We start from the raw sequence: 22,956 nt of genomic DNA on the forward strand, positions 1-22,956 counted from the left end.
AGGCGCGGCTTTTTCATCGAGCGACGTGCTGGCGCGCGATCAGCGAGTCACGACGACGGTCGTGCCGACCGACACGCGCTGGTAGAGATCGGTGATGTCGGCGTTCAGCATGCGGATGCAGCCGTAGGAGACGAAGCCGCCGACCGAGCCCGGCACGTTGGTGCCGTGAATCGCGTATTCGCCGCCGGCGAGCGTCATCGCGGCGACGCCCATCGGGTTGCGCGGTGAACCGCCGGGGATCACGTCCGGCATGCTCGGCTTGTCGCGCTTGACTTCGGCGGGCGGCGACCAGGCCGGGTTGACGTACTTGCCGTCGATCTTGGTGGTACCGGCCCACTGCTTGCCGGCCTTGCCGACGCCGACCGGGTAACGCATCGCATGACCGGAATCGAGAATGAGATAGAGCCGCCGTTCGGTGGTCCTCACCACGATGGTGCCGGGCGTATACGCCTCGCCGTGCAGTCCCACCATTTCCGGCCGTGCTTCAGCCGCCGACGACATCAAAATGCCCGCCCCGATGGTGGCAGCCAATGCCACCGCAGTCTTCACCGACATCAACCTACTCCACTGCCCAACAACTCCTCGAGGGAGCCAAAAACGAAGCTGCAGAGCCCTGAACAACCGGGCTCGCCGGTCTCGCGTACGCAATATTAACCGCATGGCTTAACGGGATGGTTGCCACGTGGCCCGCGAGACACGTTGTGATGCCGGGAAGAAAGGAAATGCTCGGATTAAAGTAAATGACTTCAAAACAACACTCGGGCCACAAACGCGCCGCAGCCGCGCCGTGGCTCTGACAATCCCGTGAAAAGCATCAGGGCCGCGGCGGTTGTCGCGGCCCTGCCTCCATCACGGATACTTCTACCGGCCTTGCCTACGCCGGCGCACCCTTCTTGTTCTGCCGGTTGTGCACGAGGTCGTCGACCACGGCCGGATCGGCGAGCGTCGAGGTGTCGCCGAGGCTGGACGGATCGTCCTCGGCGATCTTGCGCAGGATGCGGCGCATGATCTTGCCCGAGCGGGTCTTGGGCAGGCCGGGCGCGAACTGGATCAGGTCCGGCGAGGCGATCGGGCCGATGTCCTTGCGGACCCAGGCGACCAGTTCCTTGCGCAGCGCCTCGGTCGGCTCGGTGCCCTTCATCAGCGTCACGTAGGCGTAGATGCCCTGGCCCTTGATGTCGTGCGGATAGCCGACGACGGCGGCTTCCGACACCGCCTCATGCGCCACCAGCGAGCTCTCGACCTCGGCGGTGCCCATGCGATGGCCGGAGACGTTGATGACGTCGTCGACGCGGCCGGTGATCCAGTAATAGCCGTCGGCGTCGCGCCGGCAGCCGTCGCCGGTGAAGTACTTGTTCTTGTAGGTCGAGAAGTAGGTCTGCTCGAAGCGGGCGTGATCGCCATAGACCGTGCGCATCTGGCCGGGCCATGAGCGCGTCAGGCAGAGATTGCCCGATGTCTCGCCGTCCAGCGTCTTTCCGTCGGCGTCGACGATCTCCGGCACCACGCCGAAGAACGGCCGCGTCGCCGATCCCGGCTTGAGCTTGGTCGCGCCGGGCAGCGGCGTGATCAGGATGCCGCCGGTCTCGGTCTGCCACCAGGTGTCGACGATCGGGCAGCGGTCGTCGCCGACCACGCGGTGGTACCACTCCCAGGCTTCCGGATTGATCGGCTCGCCGACCGAGCCGAGCAGGCGCAGCGAAGCGCGCGAGGTCTTCTTCACCGGTTCGTCGCCCGACTGCATCAGCGCGCGGATCGCGGTCGGCGCGGTGTAGAAGATGTTGACCTTGTGCTTGTCGATGACCTGCCAGAACCGGGAGTTGTCCGGGTAGTTCGGCACGCCCTCGAACATCAGCGTGGTCGCGCCGTTGGCGAGCGGCCCGTAGAGGATGTAGCTGTGGCCGGTGACCCAGCCGACGTCGGCGGTGCACCAGTAGATGTCGCCGTCGTGATAGTCGAAGACGTATTGATGCGTCATCGATGCGAACACGAGATAGCCGCCCGAGGTGTGCAGCACGCCCTTCGGCGTTCCGGTCGAGCCCGAGGTGTAGAGGATGAACAGCGGATCCTCCGCGTTGACAGGCTCGCACGGGCATTCCGTGGTCACCATCTCGGCGGCGTCGTGATACCAGAGGTCGCGCGTCGGGTTCATCTCGACCTTGCCGCCGGTGCGCTTCACCACCACGACCCAGTCGACGCCGCCGGTCTTGGCGATGGCCGCATCGACATTGGCCTTCAGCGGCACTTTCTTGCCGCCGCGCAGGCCCTCGTCGGCGGTGATCACCACCTTCGAATCGCAGTCCTTGATGCGCTGGGCGAGGCTGTCGGGCGAGAAGCCGCCGAACACCACCGAGTGGATCGCGCCGATCCGCGCGCAGGCCAGCATCGCGTAGGCGGCTTCCGGGATCATCGGCAAATAGATCGTGACGCGGTCGCCCTTCCCGACGTTCCGCGTGCGCAGGATGTTGGCCATCTTGCAGACTTCGTCGTGCAGCTGGCGGTAGGTGATGTGCCTGGACTCGGAGGGATCGTCACCCTCCCAGATGATCGCGGTCTGGTCGCCGCGCTTGTCGAGGTGGCGGTCGATGCAGTTCCAGGCGACGTTCAGCTCGCCGTCCTCGAACCATTTGATCGAGATGTTGCCGGGTGCGTAGGAGACGTTCTCGACCTTGGTGAAGGGCTTGCTCCAGTCGATCCGCTTGGCCTGCTCGCCCCAGAAGCCGTTGGGGTCCGATACCGAGCGCGCGTACAGTTCGCGATATTTGGCGTCATCGATATAGGCGCGCTTGGCCCAGTCGCCCGGCACGTCATAGATCTTCTCGGACATCATTTCCTCCACTCATTGCCGATCGCAAACGACGCGGCGGCAAGCTCTCTTGATCATTGGCGAATTATGCGTTGCCGCGTTCCGGCCCGGCAAGGGAAAAGGATTGTCACTTTGGTCACGTAGACTTGGCCGGATCGCCGCACCGGGTCTTGCATGTGATAAGACGGCTTGCTGCAACGCATCGACGAGAGGAATCTATGCGCCATCGCCTGCTCCGGGTCACTGGTCTCTTGGTCGTATTGATGTCGCTGTCGGCGCCGCTCGCCCGCGCCCAGACTGCAGCACCGGCGCCGGCGCCCGAGGCATTGGCGGTGGCGCGGGAATTGGTCACCACCATGCACCTCGTCGACCAGTTCAAGGCGCTGATGCCGGCGATCATGAAGAGCTTCAAGCCGGCGATCGTCCAGGGCCGCAACGATGTCGAGCACGACTACGATGCCCTGACGCCGGTGCTGCTCGATAGCTTCCAGGCGCGGTTCAGCGAATTGTCGGAGGCCATCGCCATCGTCTACGCCAACAACTTCTCGCCGGACGATTTGCGCGGCCTGATCACCTTCTACAAGAGCCCGGTCGGCCAGAAGCTGCTCGAGAAGACGCCCGCGGTGACGCAGCAATCGCTGCTGGCCGGCCAGAAATTCGGCCAGTCGGTGGCGGTGGAGTTGCGGCAGCGGATCATCGAGGAACTGCGCAAGAAGGGTCACAATATCTGACCGCATGCCTGGCCCTCCGCGGCCGGCTCCCGGCCTGAAATCGCCCCGGGAACCGCTATCAGCGGCATTCGAGACGGCACCGGCCGTCAATTTCCCGTGTCGAGGGAGCCCTACATCAAGGTTAGCGGGCGAATGGCACCCATGATAGGTAATTAGGGACCGTTAATGACTGATTCGCGACTCGCAATATCGGCCAAGACCCCCTAAATCGCCTCCCCGAGGGCGATCGCCCGGCCGGAACGAAGCCCGACGTAGAGGCATTACCCGGAGAAACAGGAACAAGGCGTCTTGCGGATATGATGGATCAGCAGAACATCGCGGCTGTGCGGCCCGTGTCCGCCGATCCTGCTGTCGCCTTGGCCAAGGCGCTCGGCCAATGGCCGCCGAAGCGGCCGGCCGCGAAGCTGCGTTCCCCGGCAGCGCTCAAGCTCGACGCTCCCGCCGCGATCAAGACCTCCGTCGAAGACCTCGCGCGCGACCTTGGCCTGCGGCTCGGCGACCAGAACGAGCTGACGATCCGCCGCATCAAGCGTGGCAAGTCGTATTCATTCGTTCGCGCCAACGGCTCGCGTATCCGCGACGCGCGCACCATCCGCCGTCTGCATGCGATGGCGATGCCGCCGGCCTATCGCCGGGTGCGCTACTCCACCGATCCGAACACGCATCTGCAGGCGGTCGGCCTCGATGCTGCCGGCCGGCTGCAATATCGCTATCACGCCGATTGGGAGAAGGTCCGCGAGCAGCGCAAGGCGCACCGCCTCGCCAAGCTGGTGGCGGCGCTGCCGAAGATCCGGCGCAAGGTCTCGGCGTTCCTGTCGGGCGACGAGCCGACCCGCGAATTCGCGCTGTCGGCGGTGATCGAATTGATCGCGCGCACCGCGATCCGCCCCGGCAACGAATCCTATGCCCGCCTCAACGGCACCCGCGGCGCCACCACGCTGCTCAAATCCAACGTCACGCTGGAAGACGACAGTCTGGTGCTGACCTTCAAGGCCAAGGGCGGCAAGGCCGTGCGCAAGGAATGCGATGCGGCCAAGCTGGTGCGCGCCATCGGCGTGCTGCGCGACGTCCCCGGCAAGCGCATGTTCCAGTATTACGACCGCTCCGGCGTCGTGCGCGCCGCCTCGACCACGGCGGTGAACGCGTTCCTGCGCGAGATCGCCGGCATCAAGATCTCGCTGAAGGATTTCCGTACCCTGATGGCCTCGGCCGTCGTGGTGGAATCGCTGTCGCGGATCACGCCGGCCACCAGCCAGCGCGGCCGCAAGCGTCAGGTGCTGGACGCGATCCGCGCCGCCGCCGACCAGCTCTCCAACACGCCGGCGATCTGCCGCAAGAGCTACGTCCACGACACCATCGTCACCGCCTTCGAGGACGGCATCCTCGAACGCTTCGCCGCGACGATGGGCGGCTACCGCACGCAGAGCAAGCGCGAGCAGCTGCTGGCGCAGGTGGTGATGGCGGCGGGGGCGTAAGCCGCCCCATTCTCCACACCGTCGTCCCGGCGAAGGCCGGGACCCATAACCACAAATCTCGATTGCTGATACGCGCTGCGGCCACAGCCTGCCGTAACAATGCGCGCCTGTGGTAATGGGTCCCGGCCTTCGCCGGGACGACATCATAATCCGCCCATCTTGCAGACCATCTTCCACTCATCGGCCGTGACCGGCTGCACCGACAGCCGCGAATATTTCACCAGCGCCATCTCGGCGAGCTTCTTGTCGGCCTTGATCGCCGCCATCGTCACCGGGGTCTTCAGCGGCTTGTCGGCCTTGATGTCGACGCAGACGAACTTGCCGGTCTTGTCGGTCGGGTCTGGATAGGCTTCCTTGATGATCTCGGCGATGCCGACGATCTCCTTGCCCTCGTTGGAATGATAGAAGAACGCCTTGTCGCCCTTCTTCATGTTGACGAGGTTCTGCCGCGCGGTGAAGTTGCGCACGCCGGTCCAGGCTTCGCCCTTCGCGCCCTTGGCGACCTGCTGGTCCCACGACCAGACCGAAGGTTCGGATTTCACCAGCCAGTACGCCATCGTCATTCCTCCGCCTTGAACGGCCGCGTCAGCAGGCCCTCGATCGCGGCATCGATCGTCAGCCTGCCCGCCAGAATCGCCGCGACGGCGTTTGATACCGGCATATCGACATTCTGCGAAGCGGCGAGCTCGCACAGTACCGGCGCGGTAAAGGCACCCTCGGCGAGCTTGCCGACCGGCGCCGGCTCGCCGCGGCCGAGTGCGAGGCCGAGCGCGAAATTGCGCGACTGCGCGGTCGAGCAGCTCAAGAGGAGATCGCCGAGGCCGGACAGGCCGGCGAGCGTCTCGGCGCGGGCGCCGCAGGCGCGGCCGAGCCGGGCGAGCTCGCTGAAGCCGCGTGTGGTCAGCGCGGCCAGCGCGGAGGCGCCGAGCTCGCGACCGACCACGATGCCGGCGGCGATCGCCAGCACGTTCTTCGCGGCGCCGCCGATCTCGACGCCGCGCACGTCGGTCGAGTGATAGGGGCGGAAGGTCGCCGAGCCCAGCGCCTGCACGAGGCTGCTGGCCAGCGCCTCGTCTCTCGTGGCCAGGGTCACAGCGGTCGGCAGGCCGCGCGCGACGTCATCGGCAAAGCTCGGCCCCGACAGGATCGCGGGCATGGCGCGCGGCGCCGCTTCCGCGATCACCTCGGTCATGAATTTATGCGTGCCGTGTTCGATGCCCTTGGCGCAGGCGATCACAGGCGTTTCCGGCTTGAGATGCGGCGCAAGGTGACCGACCGCGGCGCGCAGATGCTGCGCGGGAGTGACGGCGAGAACGATGTCCGCATGCGCGGCGGCTGCGATATCCGCTGTCACCGTGATCGCTGCATCGAGCCGGACGCCGGCGAGCTTCGGATTGATCCGCGTCGCCTGGACCTGCGCCGCGTGCTCGGCATTGCGTGCGTACAGCGTCACCTTGCGCCCGGCGCGCGCGGCGACATCGGCCAGCGCCGTTCCCCAGGCCCCGGCGCCGATCACGCTGACTGATGTGTACGCCGGCATTGCACGCCTCAGTTCAATGTCCCGCGCGGCTGTTGGCGTGGCCGGCAGGCGCCTTCGCGTTGGCGTCGAGCAGCCAGCGCGCGCGCGGCGGGGCTTCCATCGTGTCGGTGAGGCCGAGCGCCATCCGTTCGGCGCCGGCCCAGGCGATCATCGCGCCATTGTCGGTGCAGAGCGCCGGCGGCGGGATGATCAGCGTGGTCTGCGCCTTCGCCGCGACATCCTGCAGCGCGCTGCGGATGGCGTGATTGGCGGCGACGCCGCCGGCCGCGACCAGCGCGCGCGGCGTGCCGAATTGTTCCTGGAACAGTTTGAGCCCGACGCTCAGCCGATCGGCGGTCGAGTCCAGCACCGCAGCCTGGAAGCTGGCGCAGAGATCGCTGATGTCCTGCGGCTCCAGCGGCGTCAGCCGGCTGGCCTCGTTGCGCACCGCCGTCTTCAATCCCGACAGTGAGAAGTTCGCGTCCGGGCGGCCGAGCATCGGGCGCGGGAAGGTAAAGCGCTTGGCGTCGCCGCCTTCCGCCGCGCGCTCGACCTGCGGGCCGCCGGGATAGGGCAGCGACAGCATCTTCGCCACCTTGTCGAACGCCTCGCCCATCGCATCGTCGACGGTGGTGCCGAGCCGCACATATTGTCCGACGCCGACCACGGCGACGATCTGGGTGTGGCCGCCCGAGGCCAGGAACAGGCAATAGGGAAACGCCAGCGCGCAGGTGAGGCGTGGCGTCAGCGCATGCGCCTCGAGATGGTTCACCGCGATCAGCGGCGTGTCGTGCACCATCGCGATCGCCTTCGCGGTGGTGAGGCCGACGATGACGCCGCCGATCAGCCCGGGCCCGGCCGCGGCGGCGACCGCCGAGAGCTGCGCGTAGCCGACGCCAGCCTCCTTCATCGCGCTGTCGACGATGCCGTCGAGCAGGTCGACATGGGCGCGCGCCGCGATCTCCGGCACCACGCCGCCGAAGCGGGCGTGCTCGGCGATCTGCGAGCGGACGACGTTGGAGAGGATCTTGCCCGAGCCATCGCTCTGGCGCTCGACCACCGCGGCTGCGGTTTCATCGCAGGTGGTCTCGATCCCCAATACCAGCATCGATGGTTCGTTACCCAATGTCGGCCCTTGTGCTACCAGCATGACCCCGGACGGTGAGAACCGATTTCCGACATGATCATGCTCAATGACAGAGATAGTGTCCCTTCCGGGGTAGCATTGCGAGGTCTCAAAGTGCAATCGGTAGCGAATCTTCCTTTCTCGCGGCTGGAGCCCTGACCGTTGCCCGTCCTCGTCACGCGCCCGCATCCCGACAATGAAGCGACGCTCAAAGCCCTGCGCGCGCGGGGCATCGAGGCGCTGTCGGCGCCGGTGCTGCGGTTCGAGCCGCTGCCGTTCCACGACGATGCCGACACCGATTATGACGCCGTCATCCTGACCAGCGCCAATGCGCTGCGCGCGGGCGATCTCGCCGGCAGCCGCCTGCTGAAGCTGCCGCTGTTCGCGGTGGGAAGCCACACCGCCGATGCTGCGCGCGCCGCCGGGTTCGGCGAGGTGATCGTGGGCAAGGGCGATGCCGTCGCGCTGCGCAACCTCGTGCTTGCCCGCGTCAAGGCCGGGAAATTGAACAAGGACGCCACGCTGCTTTACCTCGCCGGCGCCGATCTCTCGCGCGATCTCGCCGGCGAGCTCGGCGCCAAGGGATTGACCGTGGTCACCCACACAACCTACCGGATGGCCCCCATCGGCGGCCTGCCAAGCGAGATCAGCGACGCCTTCATGGCGAACCGGATCACGGCGGTGCTGCATTATTCCCGCCGCAGCGCGCGGGCGTTCCTGGACGCGGTGCGGACCGGCGGGCTGGAGATTTCGGCGCTGGCGCTGCCGCAATGCTGCATCTCGGCCTCCGTTGCGGAAGTGCTGCACGACGCCGGCGCCAGGAAGGTGGTGGTGGCGGCGCAGCCGGACGAAACCGCCCTATTGGATGCGCTGGACCGCGCCCTGCGCCCGCCGTCGGCATGATTCTTTCGTCTGAACATGATGTTAGCCAATGCCCAGTTTTTCGGAACGTGCTCTAAGAAGCCGGGACGATTCTGCTAGAATGGGCGTGCCAATGGTTTTGAGGACTTCCCGCGATGGCTGAAGAGAGGCCCGAGGACAAAGGATTGTCGCCGGATTCCCGGCCCAAGCGCGCGCCGCCGACCATCGATCTCGAGGCGACCGACGTCTCCACCGGGCCGGCGAAGGCCGAGGAGCCCCTGGAAGGGGCGGAGCCGTCTGCCGAGACGGCGGCAGCAGACGCGCCTGAAGGTGCTCCCCCGCCCGAGAGCGAGCCCCAACCGGAGCCGCAGCCCGAGACCGTTTCCGCCGCGCCGGAACCCGAGCCGTCGCGACCGGTGTCGCCCTGGGTGATCGCGCCGGTATCCGGTGCGGTGGCGGCGGCGCTGGTGATCGGGGTCGGCTGGCTGCTCGGCTGGCCGGCGGTGCAGCCCGTCACCGCGCCGCAGAGCAATGCCGCGGCAATCGACGAACTCACCGGCCGCATCGCCGGTCTCGAAACCAGGCTCAACAAGCCGGCGAGCGATCCCGCGGCTGCCGCGCGGCTGGAGGCGCTGGACAAGTCGATCGCCGCGCTGCGCAGCGAACTTGCATCGACGCGCGCGCAATCCGACAAGCTCGCGGCCGCGGCCAATGCGCCGCGCGCCGGCGCGCCGGCGCCCGATCTCTCCGGCATCACCGCGCGCATCGACAGGATCGAAGCCGCGGTGAAGGCGCAAGGCGCGGAGATCGCCAAGCAGAACGGCACGATCGCCGACGCCAAAGCCGAGGCGAAGGCGGCCGATGATGCGCCGCTGCGCCGCGTGGTCGCGGCATCGCTGCTCGACGTCGCGGTCCGCCACGGCGATCCCTTCGTTTCCACGCTTGCGGCCGCGAAGGCGGTTGCCGACAATCCCGACGCGCTGAAGCCGCTCGATGCCTTCGCCGCCTCAGGCGTGCCGAGCGCGAACGTGCTGTGCCGCGAGCTGCTCGAGATCGTCCCGAAACTGATGCCGCCGGCGCAGGATGCGGTGACATCAGGCACGGGACTGGTCGATCGGTTGCAGGCCGGCGCGTCAAAGCTGATCCGGATCGAGCGCACCGACGCCGCCGGCACCGATCGCAGCAGTGTCGTCGCGCGCGTGACATCGGCGGCCGTGCATAATGATCTGGCGTTGACCGAGCGCGAATTGAAGTCGCTGCCGCCGGCCGATCGCGCGGCGGCGCAAGCCTGGATCGACAAGGTGGATGCACGCCGCGCCGCGCTCGGCGCCTCCAGGACATTCGCCGACAACGCGATGGCGGCGCTCGCCGCGGTCAACCAGTAGTGTCTCGCAGTAGGTTCTCGCAGTAAGGTCGTCGATGATCCGGATCGTTCTGTTTCTGCTGTTGATCGCGCTCGTTGGCGGAGGTGCGGCCTGGCTGGCCGATCAACCCGGCGATCTCGTGCTGGCATGGGGCGGCCTGCGCCTGACCTCCAAGCAGCCGCTGTTCCTGCTCGCCCTCGTCCTGCTGGCGGCGATCCTCGCCGGGGCGATCCTGCACGCGCTGTGGAAGGTGCCGGGCTATGTCCGCCGTAACAGGCGCGAACGGCTGCACGCCCGCGGCCGCCGCGCCATCACGCAAGGCCTGCTCGCGATCGGCCATGGTGATTCCACCTCTGCCCGCGCGCATGCCGAAACGGCGCGGCGCCACGCCGGCAACGATCCGCTGACGCTGCTGCTGCACGCGCAGTCCGCCCAGCTCGACGGTGACCGCGAGGCGGCGCAGCGCGCCTTCCGCGCCATGGCCGAGCGCGAGGACACGCGGCTGCTCGGCCTGCGCGGCCTGTTCATCGAGGCGCAGCGCGCCGACGATCCGGTCACCGCCGTGATGGTCGCCGAGGAGGCGCTGCGACTGTCGCCGTCCTCGACCTGGGCCTCGCATGCCGTGCTCGGCTTCTGCTGCGCCAAGGGCGACTGGGCCGGCGCGCTGTCGATCATCGACAACAACCATTCGTCGGGACTGATCGACAAGGCGGCCTACCGGCGGCAGCGCGGCGTGCTGCTGGCGGCGCGCGCGCTGGAGCTCGAGACCGTCGACCGCGACCTGTCGCGCGAGAGCGCGATGGAGGCGGTCAAGCTGGCGCCGACGCTGATTCCGGCCGCGGTGCTCGCGGCGAAGTTCGAGAGCGAGGCGCATCAGGTGCGCCGCGCGATGCGCATCGTCGAGACCGCATGGCTGGCGCAGCCGCATCCCGATCTCGCCGATGCCTACGCCCATGTGCGGCTGGGTGATGCCGCGCGCCAGCGCCTGGTGCGGGTCGAGACGCTGGCGGCCAAGACGCCCGGTCATATCGAGGGCGCGCTGGCGATCGCGCGTGCCGCGATCGACGCATCGGAATTCGCCAAGGCGCGCGCCGCGCTGGAGCCGTTCATCGCCGCGCCGACCCAGCGCGTCGCGCTCTTGATGGCCGAGATCGAGCGCACCGAACATGGCGACAGCGGCCGCGCCCGGGCCTGGACCCAGCGCGCGGTGCGCGCGCTGCACGATCCGGCCTGGACCGCCGACGGCTACGTCTCGGACCGCTGGCGTCCGGTCTCGCCGGTCTCCGGCCGGCTCGACGCCTTCCAGTGGCAGACCCCGGTCGCAGCCTTGCCGTCCGACAAGGGCAGCGCGATCGAGCCGTCCCCCTTCGAGGAGGCGATGCTGGCCCCGCGCGCAGTCGAGCCGCCCAAGGAAGCCGCCAGCGAGCCGCCGGCATCCGAGCCAAAGCCGATTGAGCCGATCGAGGCGAAGCCGGCCGAGCCTGCCGCGGCGACCGTCCAGGACAACGCCCCGGTGCCCGCCGCCTTCGACGCCGAACCGATCCCGGCCGAACCGGCAGCCCCACCCGAGCCTGCCCCAAAGCCCGAATCGGCACCCCCGGCACCGGCCCCCTTGTTCCGATCCCGCACCGACCTGCCCAAGGCCGCCCCGGCGCCGATCCCACCCGTGATCCCGATCGTCCGCGCCCCCGACGACCCCGGAGTCGACGAGGACGGCCCGCCGGACGAATTCGCGGAACAAATCGGCCCGCCGAAGGCCCAGGCGGGCGGTTGGCGCGGATTTCTGTCACGTTTGAGCAGCTAATCTGCGGTTAAATAACCGCGATCTTGCCAATCGGGCCCATGCCCGATATCAGGTGGCACGCGTTGACAACCAGTTGTCGAACGGTTCGCCGCAATAGCTCAGTTGGTAGAGCACGTCATTCGTAATGACGGGGTCGGGGGTTCGAGTCCCTCTTGCGGCACCAGTCTTTCCAGGGGCTTACGACGTAGACACCCCTAAGACCATTCAAGGCTAGGTACGCCAAAGGTACTTTGTGACGACTCTTCGGGACCCTGCACCTGACCCCTCGCTAGTAAGCCGCACGGTGATTCGATAGGACAAATTCCTTCCGATTTAGATAGTCTGTGAGAATTGTCAGTACGTAAACCGCCTGCGCGAATAAGGCGATGACCGTGAGACCTGGCGCTTCAAGCCTGCTTCGACAATCCTCCTTCTTGGATCAATATTGATGTTCCCGCTCTTGTGGGTGATCGACGCGACCGGAATGTCAAATTTCTGGTCTGCTCGCGTTAGGGATGAGTAGCTTCGAGACGACCGCGCTGATCTGCTCTGCGAGCTCTAAACTTCTCTCGTAGTGTCTAGGGCAGCGTTAGCTGTTCCAAATTGCTGCCTTAAGACTCCCCTCACTCGGCTCTCACCCTATCGAGAGCATCGGCCAACGCAAGTGCGTGCCTCGTATCATCAAGGTAGCCGTGGCAGTCGTTGCAATCGCAGGGACCATCGTACTTGGTCCACCAACGATCAGCATCAACCCAAAGCCATTTGATGCACCCCTCTCGTGCGCGAGTGCACATAAACTCATAGCCGGGTCTCTGCGCTTTCTTTGCCTTCTTTGCTTTCTTTGCCATCGGATATCCTCCACAGATCAATTTCTCAGCGCGGACCTGACTGACTCACCGACCGCGCGGCCGATCGCACCCGCTAGGGCCACATCGGCCGCTGCAATGCTTGGCCTAGGCTTTGACTTTGATTTTCCCTTCCCGCCTTGATCGGTCGGCCCAAGCGTAATTTGCAAGTCATGTGATCGATTGCGGCTGGTTGAGAAGAATACGCCGCTGTCGTTGACATTGACGAGGCTTAGCTTGAATGCCGGAGTGAGATTGCCCGTCGTTTCGACGTTGAACTTAACTTCGTGAAAGAGAACGTCCGGCGGAAGGCCAGATCTATTGAAATCGGCTTGCCGGGTATACTGAACGGCGGCGGCATCAAACAGCCAATCCGTCAGCTTTAGGTCGCGCTCCATCAACATGAAGCCGCCATCGCGACTGGTACCGCACGGGTTCATCGCCAGGATTTCCTTGACAGTGTAGAACGAATGCAATTTGTCCGTTCTAAGTGCTTCGGATGATGCCGATAGCCCACCGGCGAGAGTAAACAATACCGCTGGACTTGGCGGCGGTGCCCAGATGGCCGAAGGCGACGCACCGGACTTTTCGGTAATCGTTAAGTCCAATAAAATCTGCACGCCCCAATCATCCATGAATGTGGGCTCGTAGTTGTGTCTGCCATAGTATGCGTGAATGGCGTCACGAACTTCGCAAGTAACGTTGCGAACAATCGATTGAACCATACCGACTTGGTCTTCTTTGGTCCCAATATCCTGAATCTCTGGCACGTAAGTACCGCAACTACTGAGTACAGTCGCGAGGCAAACGAACATTGCCCATCTTATTCTGATTGTACGCACGTCCGCCCCCTAACGAGGTTTGTCGGCGCTAATAGGGAGAAGAGTAGCCCTTGAATTTTCTAGGTTGCAATTGAAATTTTATGCACGTGAATTGTCGCTCTCTGATTGCGGCTTCTTTGCAACACTGAGAACGTACTATTTTTCCAATCGAACCCGAGCGCATTTTTGGCACGTACGCCGCGCTGCCACGACATGCGCACCGGAGGTGCCGCTCAGAGGGGAGCACTAAGTCGTCGAATTTCGGAAGTTTTGCACGTCCTGGCAGAGGCTCCTATGCTCAAGTCGCGCGAGCGAATTTTGGGCCTACCCCACCTCAGAGCCTGATGGTCCCGAAGCCCATTAGTCTGACAGCGGGATGCACTAGATGGCCACGCATGGCGGCTCCATATGCTCGGTCACGCCTTCGCCTGAACGAAAGTTTAGACTTTACCAGTCTCGTTTAGGTTGCTTCGTCAACATGTTACACCGTGTGCAAGTCTTGCACGAACGTGGAGCGCCGCGATGACGGTCTACAGGTACGCAAGGGTGAGTACCGAAGGGCACGCTTCCATCCGCTGCTGCATCACTGGATTTATTGGTAACGCCGAAAGGGACCGCACTCCCTCTCCCGCTTGCGGGCCGGGCACTCGCGCAGGGCTACGGCCACATCCACGGCACAGCGACGTGAAATCGGAAAAGCTCCCAAACGCCATATGCGATAGCCCGGGAGTTACACATAATTCGGAAAAATGGAATATACTGTTGATTTGTCCGACGTGTCAAGTTGTCTTGTCGAACGCCTGCAGCCGCCGGCTACTTTGCATGGGGTTGTTTTCCGTGTTTTGGCGGGTCCCCACCCGCATCGCATTCTTGATGCGATGCGGCCTCTCCTGTGAGCAAGCGCAAGAGGTGCAGAGCGCCGCCGATAGAACGGGGTAAATTTGACTTCTAAGTTTTAAAAAGTGAATGGCCGGGACGAGCCCGGCCATTGCGATACTTTCAACGTTGCAACTGCAGCCTCGTAGCGAACCGCCTAATCCGCCACCGTCTGGATCACACTCCCCACCGGCCGCGCCGCTGCCGTCGGCACCTTCTCGGTCTTCACCATCATCGCGTCGTATTCGGGCAGGGTCTCGAGCTGTTGCTTGGCCTTCATCCAGACGACCTTGTAGCCGCCGGCCTTGAGCTTGCGCAGCAGGGTCGGCAGGGCTTGCGCGGTGTGCTTCTGCAGATCGTGCATCAGGATGATGCCCTTGTGCTCCTTGTCGAGCTTGGTCATCACGTTGTTGATCACCTCGTCGGCGTTCTTCGACTTGAAGTCGTTGGAGTCGACGTCGACCGAGAACATCGCGATGTTGCGGCTGCCGAGATAGGCCGTCGTCGCCGGCGTATGCGCGAGCGCCGGGAAGCGGAAGAACGGCGCGGGGTTGGCGCCGAGCGCGAGCTTCACGGCGCTAAAGCCCTTCTCGATCTCGTCCTTGGCCTGCTGCTCGGTGATCTTCTTGCCGGCGAGGTGGGCGTGCGACCAGGTGTGGGCGCCGATGGTGTGGCCGGCGGCCGCCACCTGGCGGAGGATGTCCGGGTGATAGGTGGTGTGCAGGCCGATCGGGAAGAACACCGCCTTGGTGCATTCGTCGGCGAGCGCCTTCAGCACGGCGGGCGTGGTCGGCCACGGACCGTCGTCGAAGGTCAGCACGATCTCCTTGTCGGTCAGGAAGTCATACTGCTTGTACTGCAGGAAGCCGAAGCCGGGGCCGCCATTGGTGTCGACCACGACGGTGCGGCTGACGCCGAGGGCGTCGGGATTGGTGCAGGTCGATTTCGGCGCGGCTGCGACCGGGGCGGGCGCCGGGGCCGGAACTGCCGCGGGGGCCGGGGCTGCTGCCGCAGTGTTCTCGGCGCGCTTCGACGACAGCGCGGCCGTGGTTTCGACATCGGCGGGCCTCGCCGCCGCGGCGGGAAGCGGATCGACCGCGCGGGCGGCCGTGGTCTGGGGAGGCGCCGCGTCGGCGCGCGGGGACGAGCTCCAGTACCACACTCCGGCGATCATGACCGCCGCAACAACACTGGCCAGCATCAGGCCCAACGCATTACGCATCGCTACACACTCTCTCCGGAACCCTAAGGGATACGCCACAGCCGTAACGACTGATTAGTGCCAACAAGGTCTTAACGCGGTCCCAACAAGTCGCCGGAAGCGCCAAGAAAAGCGTGGCTTGGGCTCGCGTGATAACCGTGAAAGGCAGGCCGCCGGGCCGTTGCCGCGTGATTTGCGGCGCAACATCGGGATCTGTCTGCGACGACGAGACGCAGCGGTCTCCCGGCCCGTAGATCCGGGCCGGAACCTTACCGACGCTCCGCTGTTTCAACGCTTCTTCAATGCGCTGAAACACTATAGAACCGGCGGCGCATTCATTTAGAGGCTTTGCGATGACCCGATTCCTGCTCGCCGTCGTTTCCCTGGTCCTGGTGGCCTCCGCCGCTTCGGCACAGCAGCAGCAGGGCCGCGATACCTGCACGCGCGATGCCTCGCGGTTCTGCCGCCCGGTCCTCAATGACGGAGATCAGGCCGTGCTGGCCTGCCTGAAAGAGCATCGCGGCCGCCTCAGCAAGCCGTGCCAGAAGACGCTGGCCGACAACGGGCAGTAAGCTTCCCGCGCCGCGATACTCTAGTGCGACGCCCCGGAATGTCCGGCGGCGGTCGCGACCACCGGGATCACCTCGCTGGCGGCGCGGTCCGGGGTCTCGTCCTTCCAGCGCACCGATCCGAACGGCCGCTCCAGCATGCGGCGCACCCGCACCGGCTCGGCGCCGATGTGAAAGTCCACCGCCTTCTGATGCAACTCGCGTTCGATCTGGGTCGCGCGGTTGCGCTGGCGCAGGAAGTCGAGCCAGGTCGGGCAGTGATAGCGCTCGGTCCATAGTTCAGGGTCAGCGATGTCGCGCGCGATCGACCAGCCGTAGGCGCCGTTGCGCTGCCGGCTGAGCTGCACGTCCTGCATCACATTGTGGAAGGCGCGGGCATTGTCCTGCGCCACGCGGTATTCGATCTCCACCACCAGCGGTCCGCTGCGGGCGGTAAGCTGCAGCTGCACCTCGGGATCGGCCAGCGCTTCGGTCGCATCCTCGTTGCGCGCGCCGATCCGCGGCATGCGCAGCCAGACGCCAAGCAGCGGCGACAGCAGCATCAGGCTCGCGGAGATCAGCAGCGCGACCTCGACGCCGGCGGCGTCGGTGATGCGGCCCCAGCCCCAACTGCCGATCGCGATGCCGCCGGCGATCGAGGCCTGGAACGCGGCGAGCGAGCGGCCTGCCACCCAGCGCGGCGCCGAGAGCTGCACGCCGATATTGAACAGCGCGATCGCCAGCATCCAGGCCGCGCCCGCGACCACCAGCGCCGCAGCCGTGATGACCGGCTCCTTGCTGATCGCAACGGCGGCGATGGCCGCGCCCATCGCCAGCGCGCAGGTGCGCACCGCGGCCTCGCCGCTGAGCCGGCTGCGGATCTCGCTGATATTGAGCGCGCCGATCACCGCGCCCATGCCGAAGGCGCCGAGCATGATGCCGTAGGTCTGCGCGCCGCCATGCAGCAGGTCGCGCGCCACCAGCGGCATCAGCGCCGAGACCGAGCCGCCGATGATGCCGGTGACCATGGTGCGGGTCAGCACGATCTTGATAGACGGCGAATTGGTGATGTAGCGCACGCCGGAGACGATGGCGCGGTTCAGCCGCTCGCGCGGCAGCCGCGACGGCTCGGTGATCCGGTTCCACAGGAACAGCACGACCAGCAGCGGCAGATACAGCACCGCATTGGCGGCGAATGCCGCCACCGCACCGGCGGACGCGACGACGATGCCGCCGATCGCCGGGCCGAAGCTGCGCGCGATGTTGTAGCTGATGCCGTTGAGCGCGACCGCGGCCGGCAGTGTCTCGGCCGGCACCTGCTCGCTGACCGAGGATTGCCAGGCCGGGCCGAACAGCGCCATGCCGCTGCCGACGACGAAGCATAGCGCGAGCAGAATGTTCGGCGTCACCAGATTGAGCCACGCCAGCACCGTCAGCACGGTGGCGCCGGTCAGGGCGATCACCAGCGACACCATCGAGACGACGCGGCGATCGTGCATGTCGGCGATCGCGCCGGCCGGCATCGAGATCAGCATCACTGGCAGCATCAGGGCGGTCTGCACCAGCGCGACCTTGTCGGCCTCCGACGTCATCTGCGTCATCGCCCAGGCAGCGCCGACACCCTGGATCAGGATGCCGAGGTTGGAGAGCAGGCTCGCCAGCCAGATCCGCCTGAAGATTGAGTGCCGCAACGGTGCAGTGATACTGTCGGGGCGTTTCCGCGGTTCGGTCATATCCGGTTCCGTTTGGCCTGCTATGGCTTGGGTGATGCTTCCGGCTGAATCAACTGATGCCCGCGAAACGCGTGCCCTGTCCAGCAATTACGGTATTGTTTGCTGCGGTAGGACACAGCTAAAGCACTGAAAGGCTTGGGGAAGGGGACCGATGGGGCTGACGCGTCGGAGAATCTTGCAGGGCGTGGGAGCGCTGTCCTTGCTCGCAGGGCGTTTTGCTGCTCCGGCAGCCGCGCAGTCCGCGACTGCCGCGCCCGTTGGCGAGGTTCCGCCGATCCTGTTCGTGCACGGCAATGGCGACCATGCGGCGCTCTGGATCACGACGGTCTGGCGGATGGAATCCAGCGGCGTGCCGCGCGAGCGCATGTTCGCGATCAACTTCACCGATCCGATGGCGCGGACCGATGACAAGGTCGCGCAGGCGGGTCGCTCCTCGACCGAGGATGCGCGCCGCGAGCTCACTGATGCGATCAAGGAATTGAAACAGAGGACCGGTGCGGCGCGCGTCGCGCTGGTCGGCAATTCGCGCGGCGGCAACGCGATCCGCAATGTCATCAGGAGCGGCAGCGGCGGCGACGTCAGCCATGCCGTGCTGTGCGGCACGCTGAACCACGGCGTCTACGCTTGGGACGAGGGGCTCGGCAACGAGTTCAACGGCCGTGGCCCGTTCCTGCTCGGCCTCAACGAGGGCGAGACCGAAGTGACCGCGGGCACGGCGTTCCTGACGCTGCGCAGCGACGGGCTCGACAAGTTCGCGCAGGGCGATGGTCGTTTCGTCGGCAAGCCCGGCGTCGCCACCAACATCACCTCGGAAGGTCCGGCGCTGAAGGGCGCCACCAACCTGGTGCTCGGCGCGGTCGACCACCGCGAGACCGCGTTTCATCCGCGCGCCTTCCGCGAGATCTACAAGTTCATCGCCGGCCGCGAGCCGCCGCGGATCGAAATCGTGTCGGAGCCTGTGGTAAGGCTGAGCGGCCTCGTCACTGGCCTGCCCGAGGGCGTGCCGACCAACCGTCCGGTGTCCGGTGCCACGGTCGACATCTACCACGTGTCCGCCGAGACCGGCGAACGCGTCGGCGGGCCGCTGCACTCGTCGCAGACCGGCGCCGACGGCCGCTGGGGGCCGGCGCAGGTCGATCCGTCCTGGCCGCTCGAATTCGTGCTCACCTCGCCCGGCGCGGTGACGACGCATATCTATCGCTCGCCGTTCCCGCGCTCGTCCGACATTGTGCACCTGCGTCCGGCGCGGCCGCTTGGGGCGGCCGACGCCGCCGCCGGCGCTGTGGTGCTGATGTCGCGGCCACGCGGTTATTTCGGCCTGCCGCGCGATATCGTGCTGTTCGACGGCAAGGAGCCTTCCGACGTGAAATCCGGTGTGCCGACGGATTCGGTGACGACGCTGCGGCTCGCCGATGCCGGCCGTCCGGTGGCGGCGATCTTCAACCAGGAACGCATCGTGATCCGGGCCTGGCCGGCCGCGGAAAACCGGATTGCGGTCGCGGAGCTGACCTACTAGCTGTTGTAAGGGTCCGCGCGCCTTCTTGGCGCCGGGATCGCGTGGCCGGATCGGCCGTCGCGTGAGCTGGAAGCGAGGACCATGAGCATAGCCGAAGTCTACGACATCACGGTCACGCGGCGGCCCCTGGTGCCGCCGACGCCGCCGCGCGCGCCCGACGACATGACCGCGTTCGGCCGGATGCGCGCGATGCGCAACTCGCCGATCGAGACCTGGGGGACGCGCGCCTACCAGGAGGACATCATCCAGGGCCGCTTCATCGGCCGCTCGAGCTTCATCCTCAACACGCCTGACGCCATCAAGCATGTGCTGGTCGACAATTACGAGAACTACACCCGCACGCCGGCCGGTCTCCGCGTGCTGCGCCCGATGCTGGGCCAGGGGCTGCTGATCGCCGAGGGCCGCGCCTGGAAGCATCAGCGCCGCACGCTGGCGCCGGCCTTCACTCCGCGCGCGGTGACGACGCTCGAGCCCTACATGACCGCAGCGGTCGACGAGACGATTGCGAAACTGAAGGCGGTGGGCGGCGGCGCGGTCGACCTGCGCGAGGTGATGCAACGCATGACGCTGGAGATCGCCGGCCGCACCATGTTCTCGTTCGGCATGGACCGCCACGGCGCCGCGCTGCGCGACTTCGTGATGGAGTATGGCGAGACGCTGGCGCGGCCGCATATGCTCGACCTGCTGCTGCCGCCGAACTGGCCGACCCCGCAGGATCTCAGGCGCGCCCGCTTTCGCAAGCGCTGGACCGCGTTCGTCGGCCAACTGATGGCCGAGCGCCGCGCCGCCGGCAAGGACGACAACGCGCCGGCCCGCGACCTGTTCGATCTGATGGGAGCGGCGCGCGACCCTGAAACCGGCCACGCGTTCACCGATGCCCAGCTTGGCGACGAGGTCGCGACGATGATCCTCGCCGGCCACGAGACGACGGCGACCGCGCTGTTCTGGGCGCTCTATCTGCTGGCGCTGGATCCCGCGACGCAGGAGCAATTGGCGGCGGAAGTCAGGGGTGTGCCAGCTTCCGGCGCGCTCGATATCGAGCGGCTGAAATTCACCCGCGCCGTGATCGACGAGACCATGCGGCTGTATCCGCCGGCCTTCCTGATCGCGCGCGCCGCTGCCGGTCCCGACACCGTCGCAGGCCGCCCGGTCAACAAGCGCGACGTCATCCTGATCGCACCGTGGCTGCTGCACCGGCACGAAAAACTGTGGCGCGAGCCGAATGCCTTCGTGCCGGCTCGCTTCATGACCGGAACGCCGCCGGATCGTTTCGCCTATCTGCCGTTCGGCGTTGGCCCGCGCATCTGCATCGGCGCGCATTTCGCGCTGGTTGAGGCGACGCTCGCGCTGGCGAAGATTATCGGAGCGTTCCGCGTCGCGCTGGCGGACAAGGACCCGGTGATCCCGATCGGCGTTGTCACGACGCAGCCGAACCGTTCGCCGGTGTTCACGATCAAGCCGAGGTAAGCGAGACTTGCTTACCGAGACGACTTTCTTTCTCCGGGATTTGCGTAACAGGATCCGGCCTCCCACCGTAGGTGCTTCATGAGCGACATTCAGGCCCAGTTTTCGGTGTTGCGGCAGACCGCGGATCCCGCGGTCGCCGACGCCATCGCGCATCTGATCGAGAAGGGCGAGGACCACGAGCTCAACCGGGTCAACGTGCTCGATTTCGCCAAGGACAGGGGGTTCGACGAGGAGCGGGTGATCTCCGGATTCCTGCACGCCTCGCGGCTCGGTCTGTTCGACCTGACCTGGAATGTGCTGTGCCCGGGCTGCGGCGGCGTGCTCGATGCGCATGCGACGCTGAAATCGCTGCGCAATGACGACTATCAGTGCGGTCTCTGCGCCTGCGGCTACGAGGCCTCGGTCGACGAGCAGGTCGAGGTCGCCTTCACGGTGAGCCCGCGGGTCCGCCGCATCGCGGCGCATGATCCGCACACGCTGCCGATCTGGGACTATTACAAGCAGATCTTCTGGAGCTCCGGCATCGACTTCAACAAGGAGTCGTTCGACGAGCTGTCGCAGGAGGTGGTGCTCGACGCGCTCGAGCTGCCGCCCGGCGAGAAGGCGGTGCTGTCGCTGAACCTGCCGAAGCAATTCATCATCGTGTTCGAGCCGGTGACACATTCAGCGCAGTTCATCGACGTGCAGGGCGAGCCGACCAAGGAGCGCCAGCATCTGTCGCTGATGTACAACAAGGTCCACGCACCGGTCGGCAACATGACGATGCGCCCGGGACCGCTGAGGCTGTCGCTCGACAACCAGGCCGGCGTTCGCGCGCTGCCTTCGGTGTTCATCGCCGCCGACGCGCTGCATCATCTGATCGGCAAGCGGAAGCCGTTCCTCACCGCCAAGCGCATCCTGAGCAACCAGACGTTCCGCGATGTCTACAAGGCCGACAATCTCAATCTCGACCAGCGGCTGAAGATCACCTCGCTGACCTTCCTGTTCACCGATCTCAAGGGCTCGACCGCGCTCTATGAGCGGGTCGGCGATCTCGCCGCCTTCGATCTGGTGCGCGCGCATTTCCATGCGCTGCTCGACATCATCGCTTCCGAGCGCGGCGCCGTGGTGAAGACGATCGGCGACGCTGTGATGGCGACCTTCGTCCGTCCTGAACACGCGCTGACCGCAGGTCTGCGGATGCGCGCGGCGATGAAGGATCTCAACGACGAGCGCGGCAAGCAGGACCTGGTCGTCAAGATCGGCATTCACGAAGGCCCGTGCCTCGCGGTGATGCTGAACGAGAGGCAGGACTATTTCGGCCAGACCGTGAATATCGCCGCGAGGGTGCAGAGCCTGTCGACCTCGCAGGAGATCCACCTCACCCAGCCCGTGATTGCCTCGCCCGAAGTCACCGGCATTCTGGAGCGGGCCGCGATCAAGCCGATCCAGAAGGAAGCGGCGCTTCGCGGCATCGCCGACAAGATGGTGGTGTACGAGATACCGTAGTTCAACACTCCGTCATTCCGGAATGGTCCGCTAGGACCAGACCCGGAATGACATAAAGCAGATTGCCGACGCGTAATGCTTGCCGAAACGTAATGCAGCTGCGGCAACTGGCGCCGATTGCGCTGGTTCTGCTTCCGCGCCATATACCTTGTCATCAGGCCCCATTGCACAGAGACAGCGATGCTCGACGGACTCCGCCAATTCATTGCCGATATCGTCTCCCCCGATCCGCAAGCCGACCGGGCCTTCGACGACAACGACTACCGCCTGGCAGCGACTGCGCTGCTGGTCCATGTCGTGTCGCTGGACGGCGAGCCGACGCCCGCCGAGAAGCTCAAGCTGCACAGCCTGATCGAAAGCCGTTTCCAGCTCGATCGCGGCACCGCCGACAAATTGATCGCATCGGCGATGCGGGTCGAGGGCGAGGCGGTCGATCTCTATCACTTTACCAGCGTGATCATGCGCTCGGTCGATGATGAGGGGCGGCTGCGCATCGTCGAGATGATGTGGGAATTGGTGTTCGCCGACGGCCAGGTCAGCGAGTTCGAGGACAACGTGGTCTGGCGTGCCGCGGATCTGCTCGGCGTCTCCTCGCGCGACCGCATCGATCTCAAGCATCGCGTCGCGGAGAAGCAGGCGGCGCTGCCGAAAGGCCCCTGGGGCACCGCCGACGCGGCAATCTGACACCCCGGATCGTGCACGCGCGCCACGGTCGCGCCACCATCCGATATGAAGAAACTTTAATATCGGGCACCATCTGCCGCGATTGTGGGCGATGCGGCTGAAATTCCGGCGT

18 protein-coding genes and 1 tRNA gene are annotated in these 22,956 nt (G+C 65.8%); 11 read left to right on the top strand and 8 right to left on the bottom strand.

From position 1 onward, the window contains the following. Window positions 1–39: 39 nt before the first annotated feature. Together JQ633_RS15385 and acs are read right to left on the bottom strand one after the other, a co-directional pair. Window positions 40–555 (bottom strand): L,D-transpeptidase, encoded by a 516-nt coding sequence (locus tag JQ633_RS15385; RefSeq protein WP_211985878.1) that lies wholly within the window; start codon window positions 553–555, stop codon window positions 40–42. Between the two features lie 319 nt (window positions 556–874). Beyond that, window positions 875–2,827, bottom strand: a complete 1,953-nt coding sequence (gene acs, locus JQ633_RS15390) for an acetate--CoA ligase (RefSeq protein WP_211986071.1) — start codon at window positions 2,825–2,827, stop codon at window positions 875–877. 197 nt (window positions 2,828–3,024) lie between these two features. Between acs and JQ633_RS15395 the strand changes: the two genes are divergently transcribed. Then, window positions 3,025–3,537, top strand: coding sequence for a DUF2059 domain-containing protein (locus JQ633_RS15395; protein ID WP_211985879.1), 513 nt, complete (start codon window positions 3,025–3,027; stop codon window positions 3,535–3,537). A gap of 296 nt (window positions 3,538–3,833) precedes the next feature. After that, window positions 3,834–5,012: a DNA topoisomerase IB gene (locus JQ633_RS15400; protein ID WP_211985880.1), complete on the top strand. Its 1,179-nt coding sequence runs from the start codon at window positions 3,834–3,836 to the stop codon at window positions 5,010–5,012. Between the two features lie 143 nt (window positions 5,013–5,155). Here JQ633_RS15400 and JQ633_RS15405 read toward each other — a convergent pair whose 3' ends face one another. Genes JQ633_RS15405 through tsaD form a run of 3 tightly spaced genes read right to left on the bottom strand, consistent with a single transcriptional unit; the run spans window position 5,156 to window position 7,639 of the window. Next, window positions 5,156–5,569 carry an EVE domain-containing protein gene (locus tag JQ633_RS15405; RefSeq protein ID WP_211985881.1) on the bottom strand — a complete coding sequence of 138 codons (414 nt, stop codon included), beginning with the start codon at window positions 5,567–5,569 and terminating at the stop codon, window positions 5,156–5,158. Window positions 5,570–5,571: 2 nt separating this feature from the next. Beyond that, entirely contained in the window at window positions 5,572–6,552 is a 981-nt protein-coding gene (locus JQ633_RS15410) for an NAD(P)H-dependent glycerol-3-phosphate dehydrogenase (RefSeq protein WP_211985882.1), read from the bottom strand. 13 nt (window positions 6,553–6,565) lie between these two features. After that, on the bottom strand, window positions 6,566–7,639 hold the full coding sequence (gene tsaD / locus JQ633_RS15415) for a tRNA (adenosine(37)-N6)-threonylcarbamoyltransferase complex transferase subunit TsaD (protein WP_211985883.1): 1,074 nt from the start codon (window positions 7,637–7,639) through the stop codon (window positions 6,566–6,568). 180 nt (window positions 7,640–7,819) lie between these two features. On the opposite strand from tsaD, the gene JQ633_RS15420 reads away from it, so the two are divergent. The 4 genes from JQ633_RS15420 (at window position 7,820) to JQ633_RS15435 (ending at window position 11,849) form a co-directional block, all read left to right on the top strand. Continuing rightward, entirely contained in the window at window positions 7,820–8,560 is a 741-nt protein-coding gene (locus JQ633_RS15420; RefSeq protein WP_211985884.1) for a uroporphyrinogen-III synthase, read from the top strand. Window positions 8,561–8,673: 113 nt separating this feature from the next. Further along, the gene (locus JQ633_RS15425) at window positions 8,674–9,903 is read left to right on the top strand and encodes a COG4223 family protein (RefSeq protein ID WP_211985885.1); all 1,230 of its coding nucleotides are present in this window, start codon (window positions 8,674–8,676) and stop codon (window positions 9,901–9,903) included. Between the two features lie 34 nt (window positions 9,904–9,937). Continuing rightward, entirely contained in the window at window positions 9,938–11,686 is a 1,749-nt protein-coding gene (locus JQ633_RS15430) for a heme biosynthesis protein HemY (RefSeq protein WP_211985886.1), read from the top strand. Window positions 11,687–11,773: 87 nt separating this feature from the next. Continuing rightward, a tRNA-Thr gene (locus tag JQ633_RS15435) sits at window positions 11,774–11,849 on the top strand. A 681-nt stretch (window positions 11,850–12,530) separates the two neighbouring features. Here JQ633_RS15435 and JQ633_RS15440 read toward each other — a convergent pair. Then, window positions 12,531–13,280: a hypothetical protein gene (locus JQ633_RS15440; RefSeq protein ID WP_211985887.1), complete on the bottom strand. Its 750-nt coding sequence runs from the start codon at window positions 13,278–13,280 to the stop codon at window positions 12,531–12,533. Between the two features lie 1,084 nt (window positions 13,281–14,364). Further along, the gene (locus JQ633_RS15445) at window positions 14,365–15,429 is read right to left on the bottom strand and encodes a polysaccharide deacetylase family protein (protein ID WP_211985888.1); all 1,065 of its coding nucleotides are present in this window, start codon (window positions 15,427–15,429) and stop codon (window positions 14,365–14,367) included. A 332-nt stretch (window positions 15,430–15,761) separates the two neighbouring features. On the opposite strand from JQ633_RS15445, the gene JQ633_RS15450 reads away from it, so the two are divergent. Next, a complete protein-coding gene (locus JQ633_RS15450; protein ID WP_211985889.1) occupies window positions 15,762–15,980 on the top strand; it encodes a hypothetical protein in 219 nt (72 codons plus the stop codon). A gap of 20 nt (window positions 15,981–16,000) precedes the next feature. Here JQ633_RS15450 and JQ633_RS15455 read toward each other — a convergent pair whose 3' ends face one another. Next, the gene (locus JQ633_RS15455) at window positions 16,001–17,689 is read right to left on the bottom strand and encodes an MFS transporter (protein ID WP_211985890.1); all 1,689 of its coding nucleotides are present in this window, start codon (window positions 17,687–17,689) and stop codon (window positions 16,001–16,003) included. 151 nt (window positions 17,690–17,840) lie between these two features. On the opposite strand from JQ633_RS15455, the gene JQ633_RS15460 reads away from it, so the two are divergent. The 4 genes from JQ633_RS15460 (at window position 17,841) to JQ633_RS15475 (ending at window position 22,844) form a co-directional block, all read left to right on the top strand. Beyond that, window positions 17,841–19,205, top strand: coding sequence for a hydrolase (locus JQ633_RS15460; protein WP_211985891.1), 1,365 nt, complete (start codon window positions 17,841–17,843; stop codon window positions 19,203–19,205). Window positions 19,206–19,286: 81 nt separating this feature from the next. Further along, complete coding sequence (locus JQ633_RS15465; protein ID WP_211985892.1) at window positions 19,287–20,672, top strand: cytochrome P450; 1,386 nt, start codon at window positions 19,287–19,289, stop codon at window positions 20,670–20,672. Between the two features lie 78 nt (window positions 20,673–20,750). Further along, window positions 20,751–22,160 (top strand): adenylate/guanylate cyclase domain-containing protein, encoded by a 1,410-nt coding sequence (locus JQ633_RS15470; protein WP_211985893.1) that lies wholly within the window; start codon window positions 20,751–20,753, stop codon window positions 22,158–22,160. Between the two features lie 180 nt (window positions 22,161–22,340). Further along, a complete protein-coding gene (locus tag JQ633_RS15475) occupies window positions 22,341–22,844 on the top strand; it encodes a TerB family tellurite resistance protein (RefSeq protein ID WP_211985894.1) in 504 nt (167 codons plus the stop codon). Window positions 22,845–22,956: the final 112 nt, after the last annotated feature.

Source organism: Bradyrhizobium tropiciagri (genome assembly GCF_018130505.1).
GTDB classification, from domain to species: Bacteria; Pseudomonadota; Alphaproteobacteria; order Rhizobiales; family Xanthobacteraceae; genus Bradyrhizobium; species Bradyrhizobium tropiciagri_B.

What these genes read in the sequence shown, in the direction of transcription:
- JQ633_RS15385 (WP_211985878.1), bottom strand. Translation starts at nt 555, where the DNA reads ATGTCGGTGAAGACTGCGGTGGCATTGGCTGCCACCATCGGGGCGGGC.
- acs (WP_211986071.1), bottom strand. Translation starts at nt 2,827, where the DNA reads ATGTCCGAGAAGATCTATGACGTGCCGGGCGACTGGGCCAAGCGCGCC.
- JQ633_RS15395 (WP_211985879.1), top strand. Translation starts at nt 3,025, where the DNA reads ATGCGCCATCGCCTGCTCCGGGTCACTGGTCTCTTGGTCGTATTGATG.
- JQ633_RS15400 (WP_211985880.1), top strand. Translation starts at nt 3,834, where the DNA reads ATGATGGATCAGCAGAACATCGCGGCTGTGCGGCCCGTGTCCGCCGAT.
- JQ633_RS15405 (WP_211985881.1), bottom strand. Translation starts at nt 5,569, where the DNA reads ATGGCGTACTGGCTGGTGAAATCCGAACCTTCGGTCTGGTCGTGGGAC.
- JQ633_RS15410 (WP_211985882.1), bottom strand. Translation starts at nt 6,552, where the DNA reads ATGCCGGCGTACACATCAGTCAGCGTGATCGGCGCCGGGGCCTGGGGA.
- tsaD (WP_211985883.1), bottom strand. Translation starts at nt 7,639, where the DNA reads ATGCTGGTATTGGGGATCGAGACCACCTGCGATGAAACCGCAGCCGCG.
- JQ633_RS15425 (WP_211985885.1), top strand. Translation starts at nt 8,674, where the DNA reads ATGGCTGAAGAGAGGCCCGAGGACAAAGGATTGTCGCCGGATTCCCGG.
- JQ633_RS15430 (WP_211985886.1), top strand. Translation starts at nt 9,938, where the DNA reads ATGATCCGGATCGTTCTGTTTCTGCTGTTGATCGCGCTCGTTGGCGGA.
- JQ633_RS15445 (WP_211985888.1), bottom strand. Translation starts at nt 15,429, where the DNA reads ATGCGTAATGCGTTGGGCCTGATGCTGGCCAGTGTTGTTGCGGCGGTC.
- JQ633_RS15450 (WP_211985889.1), top strand. Translation starts at nt 15,762, where the DNA reads ATGACCCGATTCCTGCTCGCCGTCGTTTCCCTGGTCCTGGTGGCCTCC.
- JQ633_RS15455 (WP_211985890.1), bottom strand. Translation starts at nt 17,689, where the DNA reads ATGACCGAACCGCGGAAACGCCCCGACAGTATCACTGCACCGTTGCGG.
- JQ633_RS15460 (WP_211985891.1), top strand. Translation starts at nt 17,841, where the DNA reads ATGGGGCTGACGCGTCGGAGAATCTTGCAGGGCGTGGGAGCGCTGTCC.
- JQ633_RS15465 (WP_211985892.1), top strand. Translation starts at nt 19,287, where the DNA reads ATGAGCATAGCCGAAGTCTACGACATCACGGTCACGCGGCGGCCCCTG.
- JQ633_RS15470 (WP_211985893.1), top strand. Translation starts at nt 20,751, where the DNA reads ATGAGCGACATTCAGGCCCAGTTTTCGGTGTTGCGGCAGACCGCGGAT.
- JQ633_RS15475 (WP_211985894.1), top strand. Translation starts at nt 22,341, where the DNA reads ATGCTCGACGGACTCCGCCAATTCATTGCCGATATCGTCTCCCCCGAT.